Raw genomic sequence first — 16379 nt, forward strand, 5'->3', positions numbered from 1 at the left:
CGGTTCACTATATGGCTGCTCCGCCGAAAGGCGGCATTACAGGGAAGAAATGAGCATGGGGTGGGGAATTCTGGCGCTGGTTGCGGCGCTTATTGTTTATGTCATTTATCTCTACAACAGTCTGGTCAGGTACCGGCAACTTTCCAAGGAGGGGTGGTCCGGGATCGATGTGCAACTGAAGCGCCGGGCCGATCTCATCCCTAGTTTGCTGGAAACGGTCAAGGGTTACATGAGCCACGAGCGCGAGACGCTGCAAGCAGTGACAGTCGCCCGCAGGATAGTGCTGGATGCGCAGAGTGGCTCACTGGAGCGGCGCGGCCAGGCCGAGACCCTACTCTCGGGTGCACTGGGACGTCTGCTGATGGTGGCGGAGGCCTATCCGGACCTCAAAGCAGATTCGACTTTTCTGGAGTTTCAACGGGCGTTGCAGACGGTTGAAAACGATATCCAGTTCGCGCGGCGCTATTACAACGGCACGGTGCGCAATCTCAATGTGGCAGTGGAATCTTTTCCCTCCAATGTCGTTGCCAGGGGGTTCCGGTTCGGTAAGGCCGAATATTTCGAACTCAAGAATGAAAGCGAAGGCATTGTGCCGCAGTTGGTGTTCACAAAATAAATTCCGTGCAAGGCTTTTAAAGCAGTTTATAGAGCGATTGTCCTACACAGGGAAGTTGATATGGCAAAAGTGACGGGTTCCTCATTGTTTTTAGTCTCCGTCTTTGTTTTGGCCTGTTTGGTGGCTTCGCCGATAGCGGCTGAAGAGGTCATAGAACGGTTCGAGACGGCTATTGCGCTTAAACCCGATTCATCGGTGGACATCACCGAGACGATCCGAGTCAATGTCGAGGGGGAGGAGATCAAGCGCGGTATTTTTCGCGACATCCCCACCGTGCTGGCCGGAGAGGGCAGAAGCCGCGTGATTCAGGAGCTCGAAGTGCTCTCGGTGACGCGTAATGGGAAACGGGAAAACTACACCGTCGATTCGATGCGTAATGGCAAGCGAATCCGAATCGGAAACGCCAATGTGATGCTGCCGCATGGTACGCACACCTACGAGATCAGTTACCGGATCGATCGGGCTGCGCGCATGTTCCAGGAACATGACGAACTGTACTGGAATGCGACAGGAAACTTTTGGGCGTTTCCGATTCTAGAGGCATCGGCCCTTGTCACACTGCCCGTTGACGCCGAGATCCGTGAGCTCGACGTCTTTACCGGTGCACGAGGGGCTACCGAGAAGGCGGCGACGATAGAGCGACTCGCTGATAACGTAGCACGCTTCGAAATGAGTCAACCGCTTGCGACCCGGGAGGGGATGACGTTTGCGGTGTCTTTTGACAAGGGGGCGCTGATGACCCCCGGTTTCGTTCAGGCGATGCGCTACTGGCTGGCGGACAACCGCGGGGTGATCGCGCCGATAGCGCTGGTCCTGATCGTCTTCGGCTATTTCGCCTGGGCCTGGTGTCGGGTCGGGCGAGACCCAGCCAGGGGCACCATCATCCCGCGCTTTTATCCGCCGGAAGGATTTTCCCCGGCCTTGATTCACTTTGTTTATCGTAAGGGGCGCTGGGATAAGGATGGGTGGACAGCCTTTTCCGCAGCGCTTGTATCCTTGGCTGCCAAGGGGCTGATCAGTATTCGTGAGGATGGCAGAAAGTCAATGGTACTGGAAACGACCGGCGAGGTTTCAGACTCCCCATTGCCATCTGGTGAAAAGGTTATCTTCAACTACCTGAGTGCGAGTGGTCCAGTCCGCACCGATGCCAAACATGGAGCAGGAATTCAGACGGCTCGTACTCGTTTCGTTTCTACTGTACAGGATGAGAATAGATCGGTCTTCTTCAAGTGCAATAGAAGCTTTGTTCTCTATGGCGTGGCGATTGCTTTTTTATCGTTTTTTTTCTTGGTGCTTTATGAGGTGCTGGAGTTGGGGATGCTAATCTTCATTTTGTTTTCCTTGATTCCTCTTTTGATCATGCTGCTTGTCATGAAGCGAGTATGGCGAAGGTCGATCCCGGTTCGTATTGTGGTTGGGACCCTCGTTGCCGTCTTGGCATATAAATACCTGAATTACTTGCTCGGCATGCTGAGCTTTGTTGAGCTTGATTTTGTCTTCCTCTCCCTCTTGCTGACCTTGGCGATCAGCTTCGTTTTTGGTGTCTTCATGGGAGCGCCCACCATGCATGGACGCAGGGTATTGGACGAGATCGAGGGCTTCAAGATGTACTTGGAAACCGCAGAGAAGGAGCGCTTGAATTTCCTGGAGGAGCCGGACATGAGCGTCTCACGCTATGAGGCGATTCTTCCCTACGCCATGGCGCTCGGAGTCGAGAAGCCTTGGACGGAGCGTTTCGAGAACGACCTGACGCGCCATGCAGTTCGCGATGTTGACCGCAACTACCGGCCACGTTGGTACCAAGGCGGCAATTTCTCAACGAGCGATGTCGCGTCCAGCATGAAGGGAGTCACCACGGGGATAACGGCGGCCATGCTGGCGGCTCGGCCTGCTTCCTCCTCGAGTTCGGGTTTTTCGAGTAGCGGTGGTGGCTCCTCCTCTGGTGGCGGCTCCTCCGGTGGTGGGGGTGGCGGGGGCGGAGGCGGTGGTTGGTAGAGCACGGCAATTTCTGTGAACTGTCGCCATCTCCCGTGTGTTTGGCGGCGGCCTGGGGTCCGTTGGCGCGGTTGATTCACTGGCGGAACTCGTTTAGGGTCGATTCTCGAACCCTATCAAGAACCTCGGAATCCTTCCGTTTGCCTATCCTGCGGGACACGCTTCGATGGACAGCATGATGCTGCATGACCCCTCCTCAGTGCATGGCAGCCTTCTCCAGGTTGCCACTTCGATGGTGCCGTTCGCCGCTAAGCCTGCCGGCTGGCGATGGTGACGCTCACACGAGCTTCGCTCATTTCCGATATTCACTCTCCGACACCGTCCTACCCTCGAGGAAATCGTCATGATGACGTCCGAACGTTTCCGTGCCCTGGCCGAGGCCGGCTATAACCGCATTCCTGTCACCCGCGAGGTGCTGGCCGATCTCGACACGCCACTGTCGACCTATCTCAAACTGGCCGACGAGCCTTGGACCTTCCTGCTCGAGTCGGTGCAGGGGGGGGAGAAGTGGGGGCGCTACTCGATCATCGGCTTGCCGAGCCACGAACGGATAGAGGTGCATGGCTTCAGCGTCAGTCACTTCCAGCAGGGCGAACGCCTGGAGCGAGTCGAGGTGGCAGACCCTCTCGAATGGATCGAGCAGTTCCATGGACGCTTTCGCGTGCCCAAGCTCGACGACCAACCGCGCTTCGATGGTGGCCTGGTCGGCTACTTCGGTTATGACACCATCCGCTACATCGAACCGCGCCTGCGGGGCGTCGAGAAGCCCGATCCGCTGGGGGTGCCGGATATCCTGCTGATGGTCTGCGACGACCTGGTGGTGTTCGACAACCTGTCGGGTCGCCTGACGCTGTGGACCCATGCCGACCCGGCCGTCGAGGATGCCTATGCCACGGCCATGGCGCGCCTGGAAGGGTTGGAGCGGCGTCTGCGCACGGCCGTCGTCAATGCCGCCAGCCCAGGCACTGGGCGCAGTGCGGTGGAAGAGGGGCACTTCACCTCGGGCTTCACCGAAGCCGGGTTCAAGGCGGCGGTGGACAAGATCAAGGAGTACGTACTGGCCGGCGACGTGATGCAGTGTGTGCCCTCGCAGCGGATGTCGATTCCTTACCAGGCGCCGCCGCTCGACCTCTATCGCGCGCTGCGCAGCCTCAATCCCTCGCCCTACATGTTCTTCTTCAATTTGGGCGATCACCACGTGGTGGGTTCGTCTCCCGAGATCCTCACGCGGCTCGAGGGTGGCGAGGTCACTGTTCGGCCCATCGCCGGCACACGTGTGCGTGGTCGCAGCGAGGAGGAGGATCGTGCGCTCGAAGCTGATCTACTGGCCGATCCCAAGGAGATCGCCGAACACCTCATGTTGATCGATCTGGGACGCAATGACGTGGGGCGTATCTGTGAGACGGGCTCGGTGCAGGTCACCGATCAGATGGCCGTGGAACGATACTCCCACGTGATGCATATCGTCTCGAACGTCACCGGGAGGCTGAAACCGGGGCTTTCCGCCATGGATGTGCTGCGCGCCACCTTCCCGGCTGGCACCTTGTCGGGGGCGCCCAAGATCCGCGCGATGGAAATCATCGACGAGCTGGAGCCGGTCAAGCGTGGCGTCTATTCAGGCGCGGTGGGTTACCTGTCGTGGCACGGCAATATGGATACCGCGATTGCCATCCGCACCGCGGTGATCAAGGACGGTACGTTGCACGTGCAGGCCGGAGCCGGCGTGGTCGCCGATTCCGTGCCCGAGCTGGAGTGGCAGGAGACGCTCAACAAGGGACGGGCCATCTTCCGCGCCGTGGCCATGGCCGAGAGGGGATTGGACAACCTCTAGCTGTTCTCGAGCGGTAGCGGCCCTGACTTCCGCATCGTCGGGAGTCAGGGCCGCTTGCGTTTGGGCAAGCGCAAGAATGGCGCTCACTCGCCCTCGCTGGTGTCCGGTCGCTCTTCGTCCTGCTTTCCTTCGCCTTGCTCTGCTTCCAGCAGGGCGCGGCGGATCAGCTCGGCATTATGGCGCATCATCGCCACGTAGTTCTTGGCGTCGCCATCGGGCTCGCTGAGGGAATCGACATAGAGTGGGCCGGCAAGGGAAATGTCCGTATCGGCGGCAATTCGGCGAATGTCACGGTCGGACAGGGTGCTCTCCCAGAACAGTGCGGTAGGGCGGATCTCTTCGATAAGATCGGCGATACGTTTGGCCTGTCGGGGTGAGCCTTCGGCTTCGGCATTGCTGCCCCACACAGCTTCATGGCGAAAACCATAGGTGTCGGCGAAATAGACGAAAGCCCCCTCGGTGGTAAACAGGATGCGCTGTTCCTCGGGAATTTCCGCCAGCACTTCACTTACTTCATCATGCAGCGCGGCGAGTTTCTCCTTGGCGGCGCTGGCTCTGGCCTGAAAGTTGTCGGCGGCCTGGGGGTGCAGCTCGGCCAGGTGATCGGCAATCACCTGCATGTAAGCCGCGACTGCACGTGGGTCCATCCACAGGTGGGGATCGGGCTCGCCGGTGTATTCACCGGTAATGATCGGCTGGGTCGGATGTTCCGATGCCTCGGCGAGTGCTACCAGCGGCGCTCGGTTGCCCACCGTGGCGTGGACCTGGCGCATCCACTGCTCGAGCCGATAACCGTTGTAGAAGACGATATCGGCATCCTCCAGTGCGATGAAGCTGTCCGGCGTCAGTTCCCACTCGTGCACTTCAGCGCCGTCAGGAGCCAATACGACCAGTTCGATGTCGTTACCGCCGACCTGCCTGACTAGGTCGCCAAGGATCGAAAAACTGGCGACCACCTTTGGATTGGCTGCTGCTGCTGAAACGCCACCGACCATGGCAGCGAGAGGTAGAGCCAGCCAGATCCAGGCACGGCGGGTAAAGCGCATCGTCAATCTCCTTTTAGCGGTTGCGCATGTGCCCCGATGATAGAGACTGGGGAGTAGGCTTGCCAGCAGTGGCGGAGATCGCTTCCTCTCCTGCGTTCCGATTCATCCGGCGTCGCGATAAGCCGCCATCTTGCGTTGACAGCCCCGCTGCCACGACGGCACTATTGCGTCATGAACGCAAACGCCTACATGCCAAACGCGATCCAGTGGTGGCGCTCCTGAGCGAGGGGCGGCACGCTGACGACTGAAGAAAATGCCGCCGTCAGGGCGGCTTTTTTGTGTCCGAAGCAGACCCTACACGGCTGGCCGAGCAACACGAAACACCAAAAAAGATTCGCTTGAACAGGACTTTATCGCCATGTCCGTGCTGATGATCGACAATTACGACAGCTTCACCTTCAATGTCGTGCAGTACCTGGGTGAGCTGGGGGCCGAGGTGGTCACCTATCGCAACGACGCCATCACGCTGGAGCAGATCGAGGCGCTGGCGCCAAGCCATCTGGTGATCTCGCCGGGTCCCTGTACGCCCAATGAGGCCGGCATTTCCCTTGCCGCGATCGAACATTTTGCCGGCCGCTTGCCGATTCTCGGCATCTGCCTGGGGCACCAGGCGCTTGGCCAAGTCTATGGGGGCAAGGTAGTGCGTGCGCCCCAGGTGATGCACGGCAAGACCTCACGGATCCGCCATAATGGTCAGGGCGTGTTCACCGGTCTCGAGGACCCGCTCGAGGTCACCCGCTATCATTCCCTGGTGGTGGATGCCGAGACGCTGCCTGGCTGTCTCGAGGTTACGGCCTGGACCGACGATGATGACGTCACTCCCGGCCTGATCATGGGACTGCGCCACCGCGAGCTGGATATCGAAGGCGTGCAGTTCCATCCGGAGTCGATACTGACTCGTCAGGGCCATGAGCTACTGGCCAATTTCCTGAAGCGTCGCTGACCCGCACGAAAGAGGAGTTCCTGCCCATGCAGATGCGAGACGCCATCGCCGCGGTGATGCGCCATGAGAGTCTGAGTTTCGATGCCACCCACTCGGTGATGCACCAGATCATGACCGGTGAAGCCAGCGACGCCCAGATCGGCGGCTTGTTGGTGGGCCTGGCCATGAAGGGGGAGAGCGCCGAGGAGATCGGGGCCGCGGCCCAGGTGATGCGCGAGCTGATGAAGCGCGTGCATGTGGTGGCCGACAACGTGGTGGACATCGTTGGCACCGGCGGCGACGGCGCCAATCTGTTCAATGTATCGACCGCTTCCAGTTTCGTGGCCGCAGCTGCTGGCGCCCACGTGGCCAAGCACGGCAATCGCAGCGTTTCGTCCTCTTCCGGCAGTGCCGACCTGTTCGACATGGCAGGCATCCATCTGGACCTCAAGCCGGAGCAGGTGGCGCGCTGTATCGAGCAGGTGGGCGTCGGCTTCATGTTCGCGCCCAATCACCATCCCGCCATGCGCTACGCCATCGGGCCGCGCCGTGAAATGGGCGTACGCACCCTGTTCAATATCCTCGGTCCGTTGACCAACCCCGCCGGCGCACCGAACCAAGTATTAGGTGTCTATTCCGCCGAATTGGTGCCACTGATGGCCGAGGTGCTGAAGACTCTCGGCAGTCGCCACGTCATGGTGGTGCACGCCGAGGACGGGCTGGACGAGATTTCCCTGGCGGTTCCCACTCGTGTTGCCGAGCTCAAGGGCGGTGAAATTCGTCATTACACGATCACGCCCGAGGAATTCGGCATCGAGCGCCAGGAGCTGGCGCCGCTGAAGGTCGTCAGCGCCGAGGATAGCCTGCGACTGGTGCGCGAGGCACTGGTAGGCGATGGACCGGCGGCGGACATCGTCTCGCTCAACGCCGGGGCGGCACTCTATTGCTCGGGTGTCGCCGACACGCTGAAGGAGGGCATCCTGATGGCCCAGGATGCCCAGGCCTCCAAGCTGCCGCTGGAGAAGATGAAGGAACTGGCCGACTTCACCCGCGTACTGGTTTCCTGACGCCCATTTGCGGCCACTGCCGCCCGTATCGAGATCCGACACCATGAGTCCCACTCAGGACGCCCCCACCATTCTCACCCGCATCCTGGCCCGCAAGGACGAGGAAGTGGCCGAGCGCAGCCGCGTCGTGTCCGAAGCCGAGCTGCTGGAGCTGGCTCAGCGTCAGAGCGCCCCGCGCGGCTTCATCGCTGCGCTCGATCGACGCATTGCCGAGGGTGACCCGGCGGTGATCGCCGAGATCAAGAAGGCCTCGCCCTCCAAGGGGATAATCCGCGAGGACTTCCGCCCCGCCGAGATCGCCGCGAGCTATGCCGCTGGCGGTGCCACCTGCCTTTCGGTGCTGACCGATGCCGATTTCTTCCAGGGGCATGAAGACTTCCTCGTTGCCGCACGCGACGCGTGTGACCTGCCGGTGATTCGCAAGGACTTCATCGTGCATGGCTACCAGGTCAGCGAGGCCCGTGCCATCGGCGCCGATTGTATTCTGCTGATCGTCGCCGCGCTGGACGATTCCCGCATGGCAGACCTTTACCAGCAGGCGGTGGCGCTGGGTATGGATGTGCTGGTCGAGGTGCACGATGCCTTGGAGCTCGAGCGCGCGCTCAAGCTGGGCATCGGCCTGGTGGGCATCAACAATCGCAATCTGCATAACTTCGAGACGCGCCTTGAAACCACCCTGGAGCTGCTGCCGCGCATCCCCGTCGGGGTGACCGTGGTGACGGAGTCCGGCATCCATACCCGCAGCGACGTGCTGCGCATGCGTGAGCATGACGTGCACGGCTTCCTGGTCGGTGAAACCTTCATGCGCGAAGACGAGCCGGGCGAGGCGTTGCGGCGCCTGTTCTACTGATCGATACCTGGCAGGTCGCCAACGCCGCAGACAGCCACGGTTGCCTGCGGCGCCGTTTTTTACGAGACATGCCGGACTAGCCGCGTTCGAAGTGGGCTAGGAAGTGTGCCAGTGCGTCGATCTCCTCGTCATCCACGTTGCGCAGGATATCGACCATGGTGGTATCCGGCCCACCGCGAGTGCGCTCCCGGTAATCGCGCATGGCCTTGGCCAGGTAGTCTTCACGCTGGTGGGCTAGTCGTGGCATCTGTTCCTGGCCCGAGAAGTCGGTGCGGTGACAGCTGGCGCATCGATGCTCTCGGGCGAGTTCGCGGCCTCGCTCCATCAACGCCTCGTCCGGCTCCCCGTCGGGTGGCGAAAGGGGCTGTTCGGCATAATGCGCGGCGAGCGCCTGGATCTCTTCGTCGGATAGCCCCTGAGCCTGGGGCGTCATGATCTCGTTGCGCCTCAAGCGTTCGCGAAAGTAGATCAATTGATTGGTGAGCGCGAGCGCGGGTTGCCCGGCCAAGGAGGGAACGCCTTCTTCGACGGCGTTGCCATCCTCGCCGTGGCAGCCTCCGCATACCTGGACCTGCTCTTCCAGCGGCAGGCCCGCCGCCGGGCTTTCCTGCGACCGGGCCTCTGCAGCCAGCAGCCCGACACAGGCCAGAGGCAGAACAAGGGCGCGCCGCCAGGGCGGCACGCAAGCTTGGCGGAGCATGGCCTCACTCCACGTAGTCGGGGGGTTCGTAGCTGATGCGATAGATCGCGCCGTTCTGCTCATCGGAAACCAGCAGGGCGCCATCCGGCATCTGCAGCACGTCCACCGGGCGGCCGGAGAAGCTATTCTCGCGCGTGTCGAGCAGGCCCACCATGAAGGGGGACAAGTCGGCGCGCAATCCGTCCTCGGAGAGCTTGGCCACCAGCACGTCGTAGCCCACGCTCAGGGTGCGATTCCAAGAGCCGCGACGGGCTATGAAGATGGCGTTACGGTACTCCTCGGGAAACATCTCGCCGGTGTAGAAACGCATGCCCAGCGGTGCGCTGTGTGGGTCGGTGACGGCGGCGGGCGGCGTCTTGTCATCGCAGGCACCGGTGTCGCCTAGCTCGGGGTCGATGATGCCGACACTGTGGCAAACCGGGAAGCCGAAGTGCTCGCCGGGCTCGCCCAGGCGATTGAGCTCGTCGCCGGGGCCATGCTCGCCGATCCAGTCCTGGTTGTTGTCGGTGAACCACAGTTCGCTGGTCTCGGGATGAAAGTCGAAGCCCACTGTGTTGCGTACGCCTCGCGCCTCGATACGCATATCGCTGCCATCCGCCTCGAAGCTGTGGATGGTGGCATGAGTGTCGGGGTCGACTTCGCAGCCGTTGCACGGCGCCCCTACCGGCACGTAGAGCCTGTCGTCGGGGCCGAAGGCGAGGAATTTCCAGCCATGGTGTTCGTCGTCGGGAAGACCGAAGGCCTCGGTCAGCTCCTCCGGTTCGGGGATGTCCTCTCCCTGGGCCAGGTGCGACTCGATGTCGTCGTAGCGGAAGATGCGGTTGATGGCCGCCACGTAGAGGCTGCCATCGTGGAAGGCAATACCGTTGGGCTGGGTCAGGCCCTCGGCAAGGACAGTGTGTTCGCGTTCGTCGCCGTTATCCATCACGGCGTAAACCCGACCGATCCCCCGGGTACCGACGAACAGCGTGCCTTCGTCGCCGAGCGCCATCATGCGTGCGCCCGGCATGCCGTGCGCCCAGATTTCGGCACTGAAGCCATCCGGCATGCGCAGGTGATCGAGGGGAATATCCTCCTCCGGCGTGATCGTCAGCGGGATGGCATGTGGGGAAAGGGGCGAATTGCCCAGCTCGGCGGCGCGGCCCTGGGCCCAGGCTGGCTCGTGCTCGTCGGTCGAGGCGATAGGAGAAACCACGAACGATCCGGCGGCGAAAACAGCAAGGGCGAGGCGTGTAAGGGGCGGGTAAGATGGCATGGTCGGCTCCTTGTTCTTCTTAGTGGTAGGTCCTCATCGAGTGTGCCCTCATCAGACTAGGTGTTTGTCCTTGGGCGAATCGATGAAATCTTTCTATCGCGTCGGTCCGCGACGCACCGGTGCATTCCTCCTTCTTTGCCATGATCGGTATCAACCTTCGGCGGCCGTGGCCGATAACAGAAGGAACGATCCGCAAGGGGAGCTGCCATGAGCCGGATTCGCAGCATGCAGACCCGTTCTGCCGAGGCTAGAGTCGCCGTCCAGGAGTTTCACCAAGGCGTGATCCAGGACGATACCGAGTTGGTGATGTTCTTCTGCTCCAGTCACTACGACCTGGCTGCGCTTGCCGACGAGATGAACCACCGGTTCGGCAGTATCCCGGTGGTGGGTTGCACGACGGCGGGCGAGATCGGCCCCCTGGGTTATCGCGACCATACCCTCGCCGGTGTCAGCTTCCCGACCGGTAGCTGCACGGCGGTGACGGGTCGACTGGATGCCTTGCAACAATTCAGCATTGGTGATGGGCAGGCGTTCAGCCAGTCCCTGCTGCAGCGCCTGGAGGCGCGCGTGGCCAAGCCGAGCGGTGGCAACAGCTTCGGCTTTCTTCTCATCGATGGCCTCTCGGTGCGTGAAGAACAGGTGGCGCGGACGCTGCAGACGGCGCTTGGCGATATCGTCCTGGTGGGCGGCTCGGCCGGCGACGACCTGCGCTTTGCCGGCACTTGGGTATTCCATGATGGCGCCTTTCATAGCGACAGTGCGGTCTTGACCCTGTTGAGTACCGATTTCTCGTTCCGGCTGTTCAAGACCCAGCACTTTCTCTCTTTGGAGAAGCGCTTGGTGGTCACTCGGGCCAACGCCGAACAGCGCATCGTGCACGAGATCAACGGCATGCCCGCCGCCGAGGCTTATGCCGAGCTGATCGGGGTATCGGTAGAGGCGCTCGAGCCCAGCCATTTCGCCGCCGCGCCAGTGGTAGTGCTGATAGATGGCACCGATTACGTTCGCTCGATCCAGAAGGCCGAGCCGGACGGTAGCCTGATCTTTTACAGCGCCATCGACGAGGGGCTGGTGCTGCGTGTCGCCAAAGGTGTCGATCTGGTCACCGATCTGGAGGCGACGATGACTCAGTTGCACGAGGAGCTCGGCCCGCCGCAGCTGGTTCTCGCCTGCGATTGCATCCTGCGTAACTTGGAAATCACTCAGAAGAGCAGCAAGGCTGCAGTGGAGGCGATCTTCGGCCGCAACCATACCGTCGGCTTCAGTACCTACGGCGAGCAGTACGGCGGAGTACACGTGAACCAGACGTTGACCGGAGTCGCCATCGGCATTCATCGCAGGGGCGCCGGGGTAGGACCGGTGAACGGCTGGGGGCGGATCCTGCCCAATCGGAACCAAGGGCAAACATGGGGGACGAACCAAGAGCCGGCCGCCTGCCAGCAGTCGGCGTCTCAACAGTCGATCCAGGTCGAACGGCTGCACAAGATGATACAGGCACTGATGGATCGTGCTGAACGCAGCACCAGCGTGCGAAGCTCGGACTTCAGTCTGTTTCAGACTGCGGTCATGTTGGAGGACCAGGTTCGGACGCGGACCAGGGAGCTGGAGGTGGCACTGCGAGAAAACGAACAGATCAATCATGCCCTGCAGTCCGCCCAGGAGGGAATGGCGCGCGAGATCCACGAGCGTCGACAGGCTCAGGAGGCCCTGGAGCAAGAGAAGGAGGAGCAGCGCGCTCTCATCCGCAAGCTGGAGGAGGCGCACAATCAGCTGCTGCAGTCGGAAAAGCTTGCCTCCATCGGTCAGCTCGCTGCCGGCGTGGCCCACGAGATCAACAACCCCATCGGCTTCGTCAACTCGAATCTCAACACTCTCCGCCAGTACGCGGATGACCTGCTGCGGCTGCTCGATGCCTACGAGGCGGCCGAGTCGTCGCTGGGGGCTGGGGCGGCGGGACAGATCGCTGAACTCAAGGTGTCGCTCGAGTTGGATTACCTGCGTGAGGACATCGGAACGCTGATCGCCGAATCCATCGACGGCACCGCTCGAGTGCGACGTATCGTGCAGGACCTGCGGGACTTTTCCCGCACCGAGGCCACCGACTGGCAGTTCGCCGACCTCCATCAGGGGTTGGAGAGCACTCTCAACGTGGCCGCCAACGAGATCAAGTACAAGGCGGAGATAGTGCGCGAATACGGCGAGTTACCTGCGGTCGAGTGCTTGCCTGCCCAGCTCAACCAGGTGTTTCTCAACTTCCTGGTCAACGCTGCCCAGGCGATCGAAGAGCGCGGTACCATTACCGTTCGAACCGGCTGTGAAGACGATCAGGTCTGGCTCGCCTTCGCCGATAATGGCGCGGGGATTCCTGATGAGCTGCAGTCGCGGATCTTCGACCCCTTCTTTACCACCAAACCGGTCGGCCAGGGAACCGGTCTCGGGCTTTCGCTTTCCTACGGCATCGTGCAGAAACATGGGGGCCGCATCGATGTCGTCAGCCGGCCCGGTGAGGGAACGACCTTCACCCTTTGGCTGCCAATTCGGCGTGCCACGAGCGAAAGCTCCTCAGCGATTGAGCAACCACAGTAATCCGCTGATGAACAGACTCAGCAGGATCATGGTGGTGATCGGGAAATAGAGAGAGAAGTTCTCGCGACGAATGGCGATGTCTCCCGGCAACTGGCCGAGGGGCAGCTTGGAGAGCCACGGCCAGAACAAGCCAATGGCGACGATACACAGGCCGATGACGATCAGGGAGCGGGACATCCTTGCCTCCTGTTCTTTCTGCTGGTGTGGTCCGAAAGGCCGGCGACATCCTCGCCGGCCTTTCTCTTACCAGCTCAACTGACGCAGATGGGCCAGCAACCCCTGTAGCGGGTGCGGCAGGGCCTGATCGGAGAGCCGCTTGGCCTGGCTGCGACAGGAGTAGCCGGTGGCCAGCAGCCGACCCTGGTTGGCCTCGCTCTCGACCACCGGCTGCCACGACTGGGCGTAGATGGTCTTCGAGATCTCGACATTGCGTGCCTCGTGGCCATAGGTGCCTGACATCCCACAGCAGCCGGTACTGAGCAGCTCCAGCTCGAAGCCGAAGGCGGCGAACACCTGCTGCCACGCCTTGGGGCTGCCGGGCGCGTTGGTCTTCTCGGTGCAATGCGAGAGCAGCCTGAAGCCGGGATCGTCGAGTTGGCCCAGCTGCTGCGCGAGTGCCGGGGGCACCAGGCGCTGGCCCTGGGCCGCCAGCCACTCCTGCAGCATCAGCACCTCGGGGACGGCGTCGGGCCCCAGCGCCTTCACGTACTCCTGGCGATAGGTCAGGGTCATGGCCGGGTCGATGCCCACCAGCGGCACGCCGAATTCGGCCAGGGCGCGCAGGCGGCGTGCCTGCTTCTCGGCGGTGCGTTCGAAGGCGCCGAGGAAGCCCTGCACGTGCAGCGGCTTGCCGTTGGGCGAGTAGGGCGCGACGAACACCTTCATGTCGAGGCGCGCGAGCAGCTCGACGATGTCCATCACCCGTTCGGCCTCGAAGTGGCTGGTGAAGGCATCTTGGACGATGACTACGCTTCGGGCCTTCTGCGCCTCGCTGAGCAGGCCCAGCGAGATCGGCGTGGCCTCGGCGATGCCCCAGGTGCGCAGCTGCTTGGCCAGCCGCGCGCGCGAGAGTCGTGGGCTGTCGACCAGCCCGATGGGGCCTGACAGCAGCTGATCCACCCAGCGCTGGCCCAGTGCGGCATTGTAGAGCGGTGCGACGTAGGCGAGGTACGGCACGAAGAACTCCATGCCGCCGATCAGGTAGTCGCGTAGCGGGCGCAGGTAGCGGCCATGGTAGATCTCGAGGAACTGCGAGCGCGAATCCGGCACGTTGACCTTCACCGGGCACTGGCCGGCACAGGACTTGCAAGCCAGGCAGCCGGCCATGGCTTCGTACACCTCGTGAGAGAAGTCGGGCTCTTCGCGACGCTTCCAGGTGTTGCGCACCCGCATGGGGAGGTGCTTCAAGAAGCCCCAGGCGCCTTGCTCGCGCTGCTGGCGGGTTTCCTCGATCAGATCGACCCCGGTGTTGCCCTGCAGGCGCAGCCACTCGCGGACGAGGCTGGCGCGCCCCTTGGGCGAGTGGATGCGGTCGCGGGTGGCCTTCCACGACGGGCACATGGCGTCATCGGGATCGTAGTTGTAGCAGGCGCCGTTGCCGTTGCAGTAGACCGTGGCGGCGTGGGCCTGCCACGCGTGCTCGTCGATCTGGCGGTCGAGCTGGCCGCGGGTGGGCACCCCATCGATGGTCAGCAGGCCGGGGTCGACCAGTTTGACCGCTTGCGCCTCAACCGCTTCGGACGGACTCCCTACGGTGTCGGTTGGGGGGGAAGAGGGCAGCGGCGTCGCGATCTTGCCCGGGTTCAACTGGTTGTGCGGGTCGAAGGCCGCCTTGACCTGCTGCAGGCTGGGATAGAGCTCGCCGAAGAACCTGGGGGCGTATTCGGAGCGAACGCCCTTGCCGTGCTCACCCCACAGCAGCCCGCCGTAGCGCAGAGTCAGCTCGGCGACCTCGTCGGAAATCTCTCGGATCAGCCGCTCCTGCGCCGGATCCTTCATGTCGATGGCCGGGCGCACGTGCAGCACGCCGGCATCCACATGGCCGAACATGCCGTAGCTGAGCCCGCGGGCATCCAGCGCGGCGCGGAACTCACTGATGAAGTTGGCCAGGTGCTCCGGTGGTACCGCGGTATCCTCGACGAAGGGAATCGGGCGCTTCTCGCCCTTGGCATCGACCCTGGCATTGCCGAGCAGCCCCACGGCGCGCTTGCGCATGGCGTAGACCTTCTGAATCTGGTCGCGACCGTCGGCCAGGGTGTAGCCGAGGCGCTGTACGCTGTCGTCCGCCTCGAGGTGGTGGCAGAAGGCCGCCACTCGCTCGGCGAGCCGCTCGGGATCGTCATCGTTGAACTCGATCAGGTTGATACCACGGATCGCCACTGCCTGTCGCTCGGCGGTGGCGGTATTGCCCTCGCCCGCGTCGGCGGCTGCCTCGCCGGGAAAGAATTCCGCTACGCTGTCCCAGACGAAATCCTCCATGGCCAGCAGCAGCACCTTGTCGTCCACCGTCTCGATCGAGGTGGGGCGCGGCGCCTGTGGCGTGTCCTGTGAAGCGCCCATCAGCGCCTTGGCGTCGCGCAGGGCGTCCATGAAGCCGGCATAGCGCACGTTGACCAGGGTCGAGTGCTTGGGAATCGGCAGGACGTTGAGCACCGCCTCGTTGAGAAAACCGAGCGAGCCCTCGGAGCCGCACAGCAGGCTGTTGAGGTCGAGCCGGCCTTGCTCATCCCGCAAGTGCGCCAGGTCGTAGCCGGTCAGGCAGCGGTTGAGCGGTGGAAACTTTGTGGCGATCAGCTTGCGCTGGGTATCGATGATCTCCCGGGCGGTGCGATAGGCGTTGCCGATCGTGCCGCTATGGTGGCACAGCGTCTCCAGCTCGGCATCGTCCACTGGCCGGCTCCTCAAGCGCTCGCCGCCAAGCAGCACGCTGTCGAGCTCGAGCACATGATCGCGGGTCTTGCCGTACTCGCAGCTGCCCTGGCCGCTGGCATCGGTGGAGATCATGCCGCCGAGGGTGGCGCGATTGGAGGTGGAGAGGTCGGGGGCGAAGAACAGCCCATGGGGCTTCAGGGCGGCGTTGAGCTGATCCTTGACCACCCCGGCCTGCACCCGCACGCGGCGGTTCTCGACGTCGATATCGAGAATCCGGTTCATATGGCGCGAAACGTCCACCACCAGGCCGTCGGTGAGCGACTGACCGTTGGTGCCGGTGCCGCCGCCGCGGGGCGTCAGTACCACTCGGCGATGAGCCGCGTCGCCGGCCAGACGGGCAATTCGCTCGAGGTCCTCGGCGTGACGCGGGAACAGGGCGGCCTGGGGCAGGCGCTGATAGATCGAGTTGTCGGTGGCCAGCACCGTGCGGCTGGCGTAGTCCGGGGCGATCTCGCCCTCGAAACCGGAGGCCTTCAAGGCTTCGAGAAAACGCAGATAATGGGCGCCGAGGGCGGCGGTGGCACTCGATGCGGTGGTGTCCAGGCGTGCAATCATGGTATCGATTCGGTCGTGTAACGCT

General features: G+C 62.4%; 12 protein-coding genes. 7 read left to right on the plus strand and 5 right to left on the minus strand.

The annotated features are described in order from the left end of the window. Positions 1-55: 55 nt before the first annotated feature. From ACRWQA_RS06600 to trpE, 3 genes are all read left to right on the plus strand, one after another. Positions 56-616 (plus strand): LemA family protein, encoded by a 561-nt coding sequence (locus tag ACRWQA_RS06600; protein ID WP_263580601.1) that lies wholly within the window; start codon positions 56-58, stop codon positions 614-616. 60 nt (positions 617-676) lie between these two features. Then, positions 677-2611: a DUF2207 domain-containing protein gene (locus ACRWQA_RS06605; protein WP_434228611.1), complete on the plus strand. Its 1935-nt coding sequence runs from the start codon at positions 677-679 to the stop codon at positions 2609-2611. A gap of 346 nt (positions 2612-2957) precedes the next feature. After that, complete coding sequence (gene trpE / locus ACRWQA_RS06610) at positions 2958-4442, plus strand: anthranilate synthase component I (RefSeq protein ID WP_263584004.1); 1485 nt, start codon at positions 2958-2960, stop codon at positions 4440-4442. Between the two features lie 83 nt (positions 4443-4525). Here the strand turns inward: trpE and ACRWQA_RS06615 are convergent, their stop codons facing one another. Further along, positions 4526-5488 carry a metal ABC transporter solute-binding protein, Zn/Mn family gene (locus ACRWQA_RS06615; protein WP_434228609.1) on the minus strand — a complete coding sequence of 321 codons (963 nt, stop codon included), beginning with the start codon at positions 5486-5488 and terminating at the stop codon, positions 4526-4528. A gap of 358 nt (positions 5489-5846) precedes the next feature. On the opposite strand from ACRWQA_RS06615, the gene ACRWQA_RS06620 reads away from it, so the two are divergent. The 3 genes from ACRWQA_RS06620 to trpC are packed head-to-tail and all read left to right on the plus strand — an operon-like array spanning position 5847 to position 8327. Further along, a complete protein-coding gene (locus ACRWQA_RS06620) occupies positions 5847-6431 on the plus strand; it encodes an anthranilate synthase component II (protein ID WP_263580598.1) in 585 nt (194 codons plus the stop codon). A gap of 26 nt (positions 6432-6457) precedes the next feature. Next, positions 6458-7477, plus strand: a complete 1020-nt coding sequence (gene trpD, locus ACRWQA_RS06625; protein WP_263580597.1) for an anthranilate phosphoribosyltransferase — start codon at positions 6458-6460, stop codon at positions 7475-7477. Positions 7478-7520: 43 nt separating this feature from the next. Next, the gene (gene trpC / locus ACRWQA_RS06630; RefSeq protein ID WP_263580596.1) at positions 7521-8327 is read left to right on the plus strand and encodes an indole-3-glycerol phosphate synthase TrpC; all 807 of its coding nucleotides are present in this window, start codon (positions 7521-7523) and stop codon (positions 8325-8327) included. A 76-nt stretch (positions 8328-8403) separates the two neighbouring features. On the opposite strand, the gene ACRWQA_RS06635 is transcribed toward trpC, so the two are convergent. Both ACRWQA_RS06635 and ACRWQA_RS06640 read right to left on the minus strand, forming a co-directional pair. Beyond that, positions 8404-9027: a c-type cytochrome gene (locus ACRWQA_RS06635; protein WP_263580595.1), complete on the minus strand. Its 624-nt coding sequence runs from the start codon at positions 9025-9027 to the stop codon at positions 8404-8406. Between the two features lie 4 nt (positions 9028-9031). After that, the gene (locus tag ACRWQA_RS06640; RefSeq protein WP_434228607.1) at positions 9032-10282 is read right to left on the minus strand and encodes a PQQ-dependent sugar dehydrogenase; all 1251 of its coding nucleotides are present in this window, start codon (positions 10280-10282) and stop codon (positions 9032-9034) included. Positions 10283-10489: 207 nt separating this feature from the next. On the opposite strand from ACRWQA_RS06640, the gene nosP reads away from it, so the two are divergent. Then, positions 10490-12868, plus strand: a complete 2379-nt coding sequence (gene nosP / locus ACRWQA_RS06645) for a nitric oxide-sensing protein NosP (RefSeq protein ID WP_434228605.1) — start codon at positions 10490-10492, stop codon at positions 12866-12868. On the opposite strand, the gene ACRWQA_RS06650 is transcribed toward nosP, so the two are convergent. Continuing rightward, positions 12845-13045, minus strand: coding sequence for a DUF2905 domain-containing protein (locus tag ACRWQA_RS06650; RefSeq protein ID WP_263580592.1), 201 nt, complete (start codon positions 13043-13045; stop codon positions 12845-12847). The two genes, nosP and ACRWQA_RS06650, sit on opposite strands and share 24 nt — an antisense overlap. Before the next feature lie 66 nt (positions 13046-13111). After that, on the minus strand, positions 13112-16354 hold the full coding sequence (gene ydiJ, locus ACRWQA_RS06655) for a D-2-hydroxyglutarate dehydrogenase YdiJ (RefSeq protein WP_434228603.1): 3243 nt from the start codon (positions 16352-16354) through the stop codon (positions 13112-13114). Between the last annotated feature and the right edge of the window lie 25 nt (positions 16355-16379).

It is taken from the genome of Billgrantia sp. C5P2 (assembly GCF_051062895.2).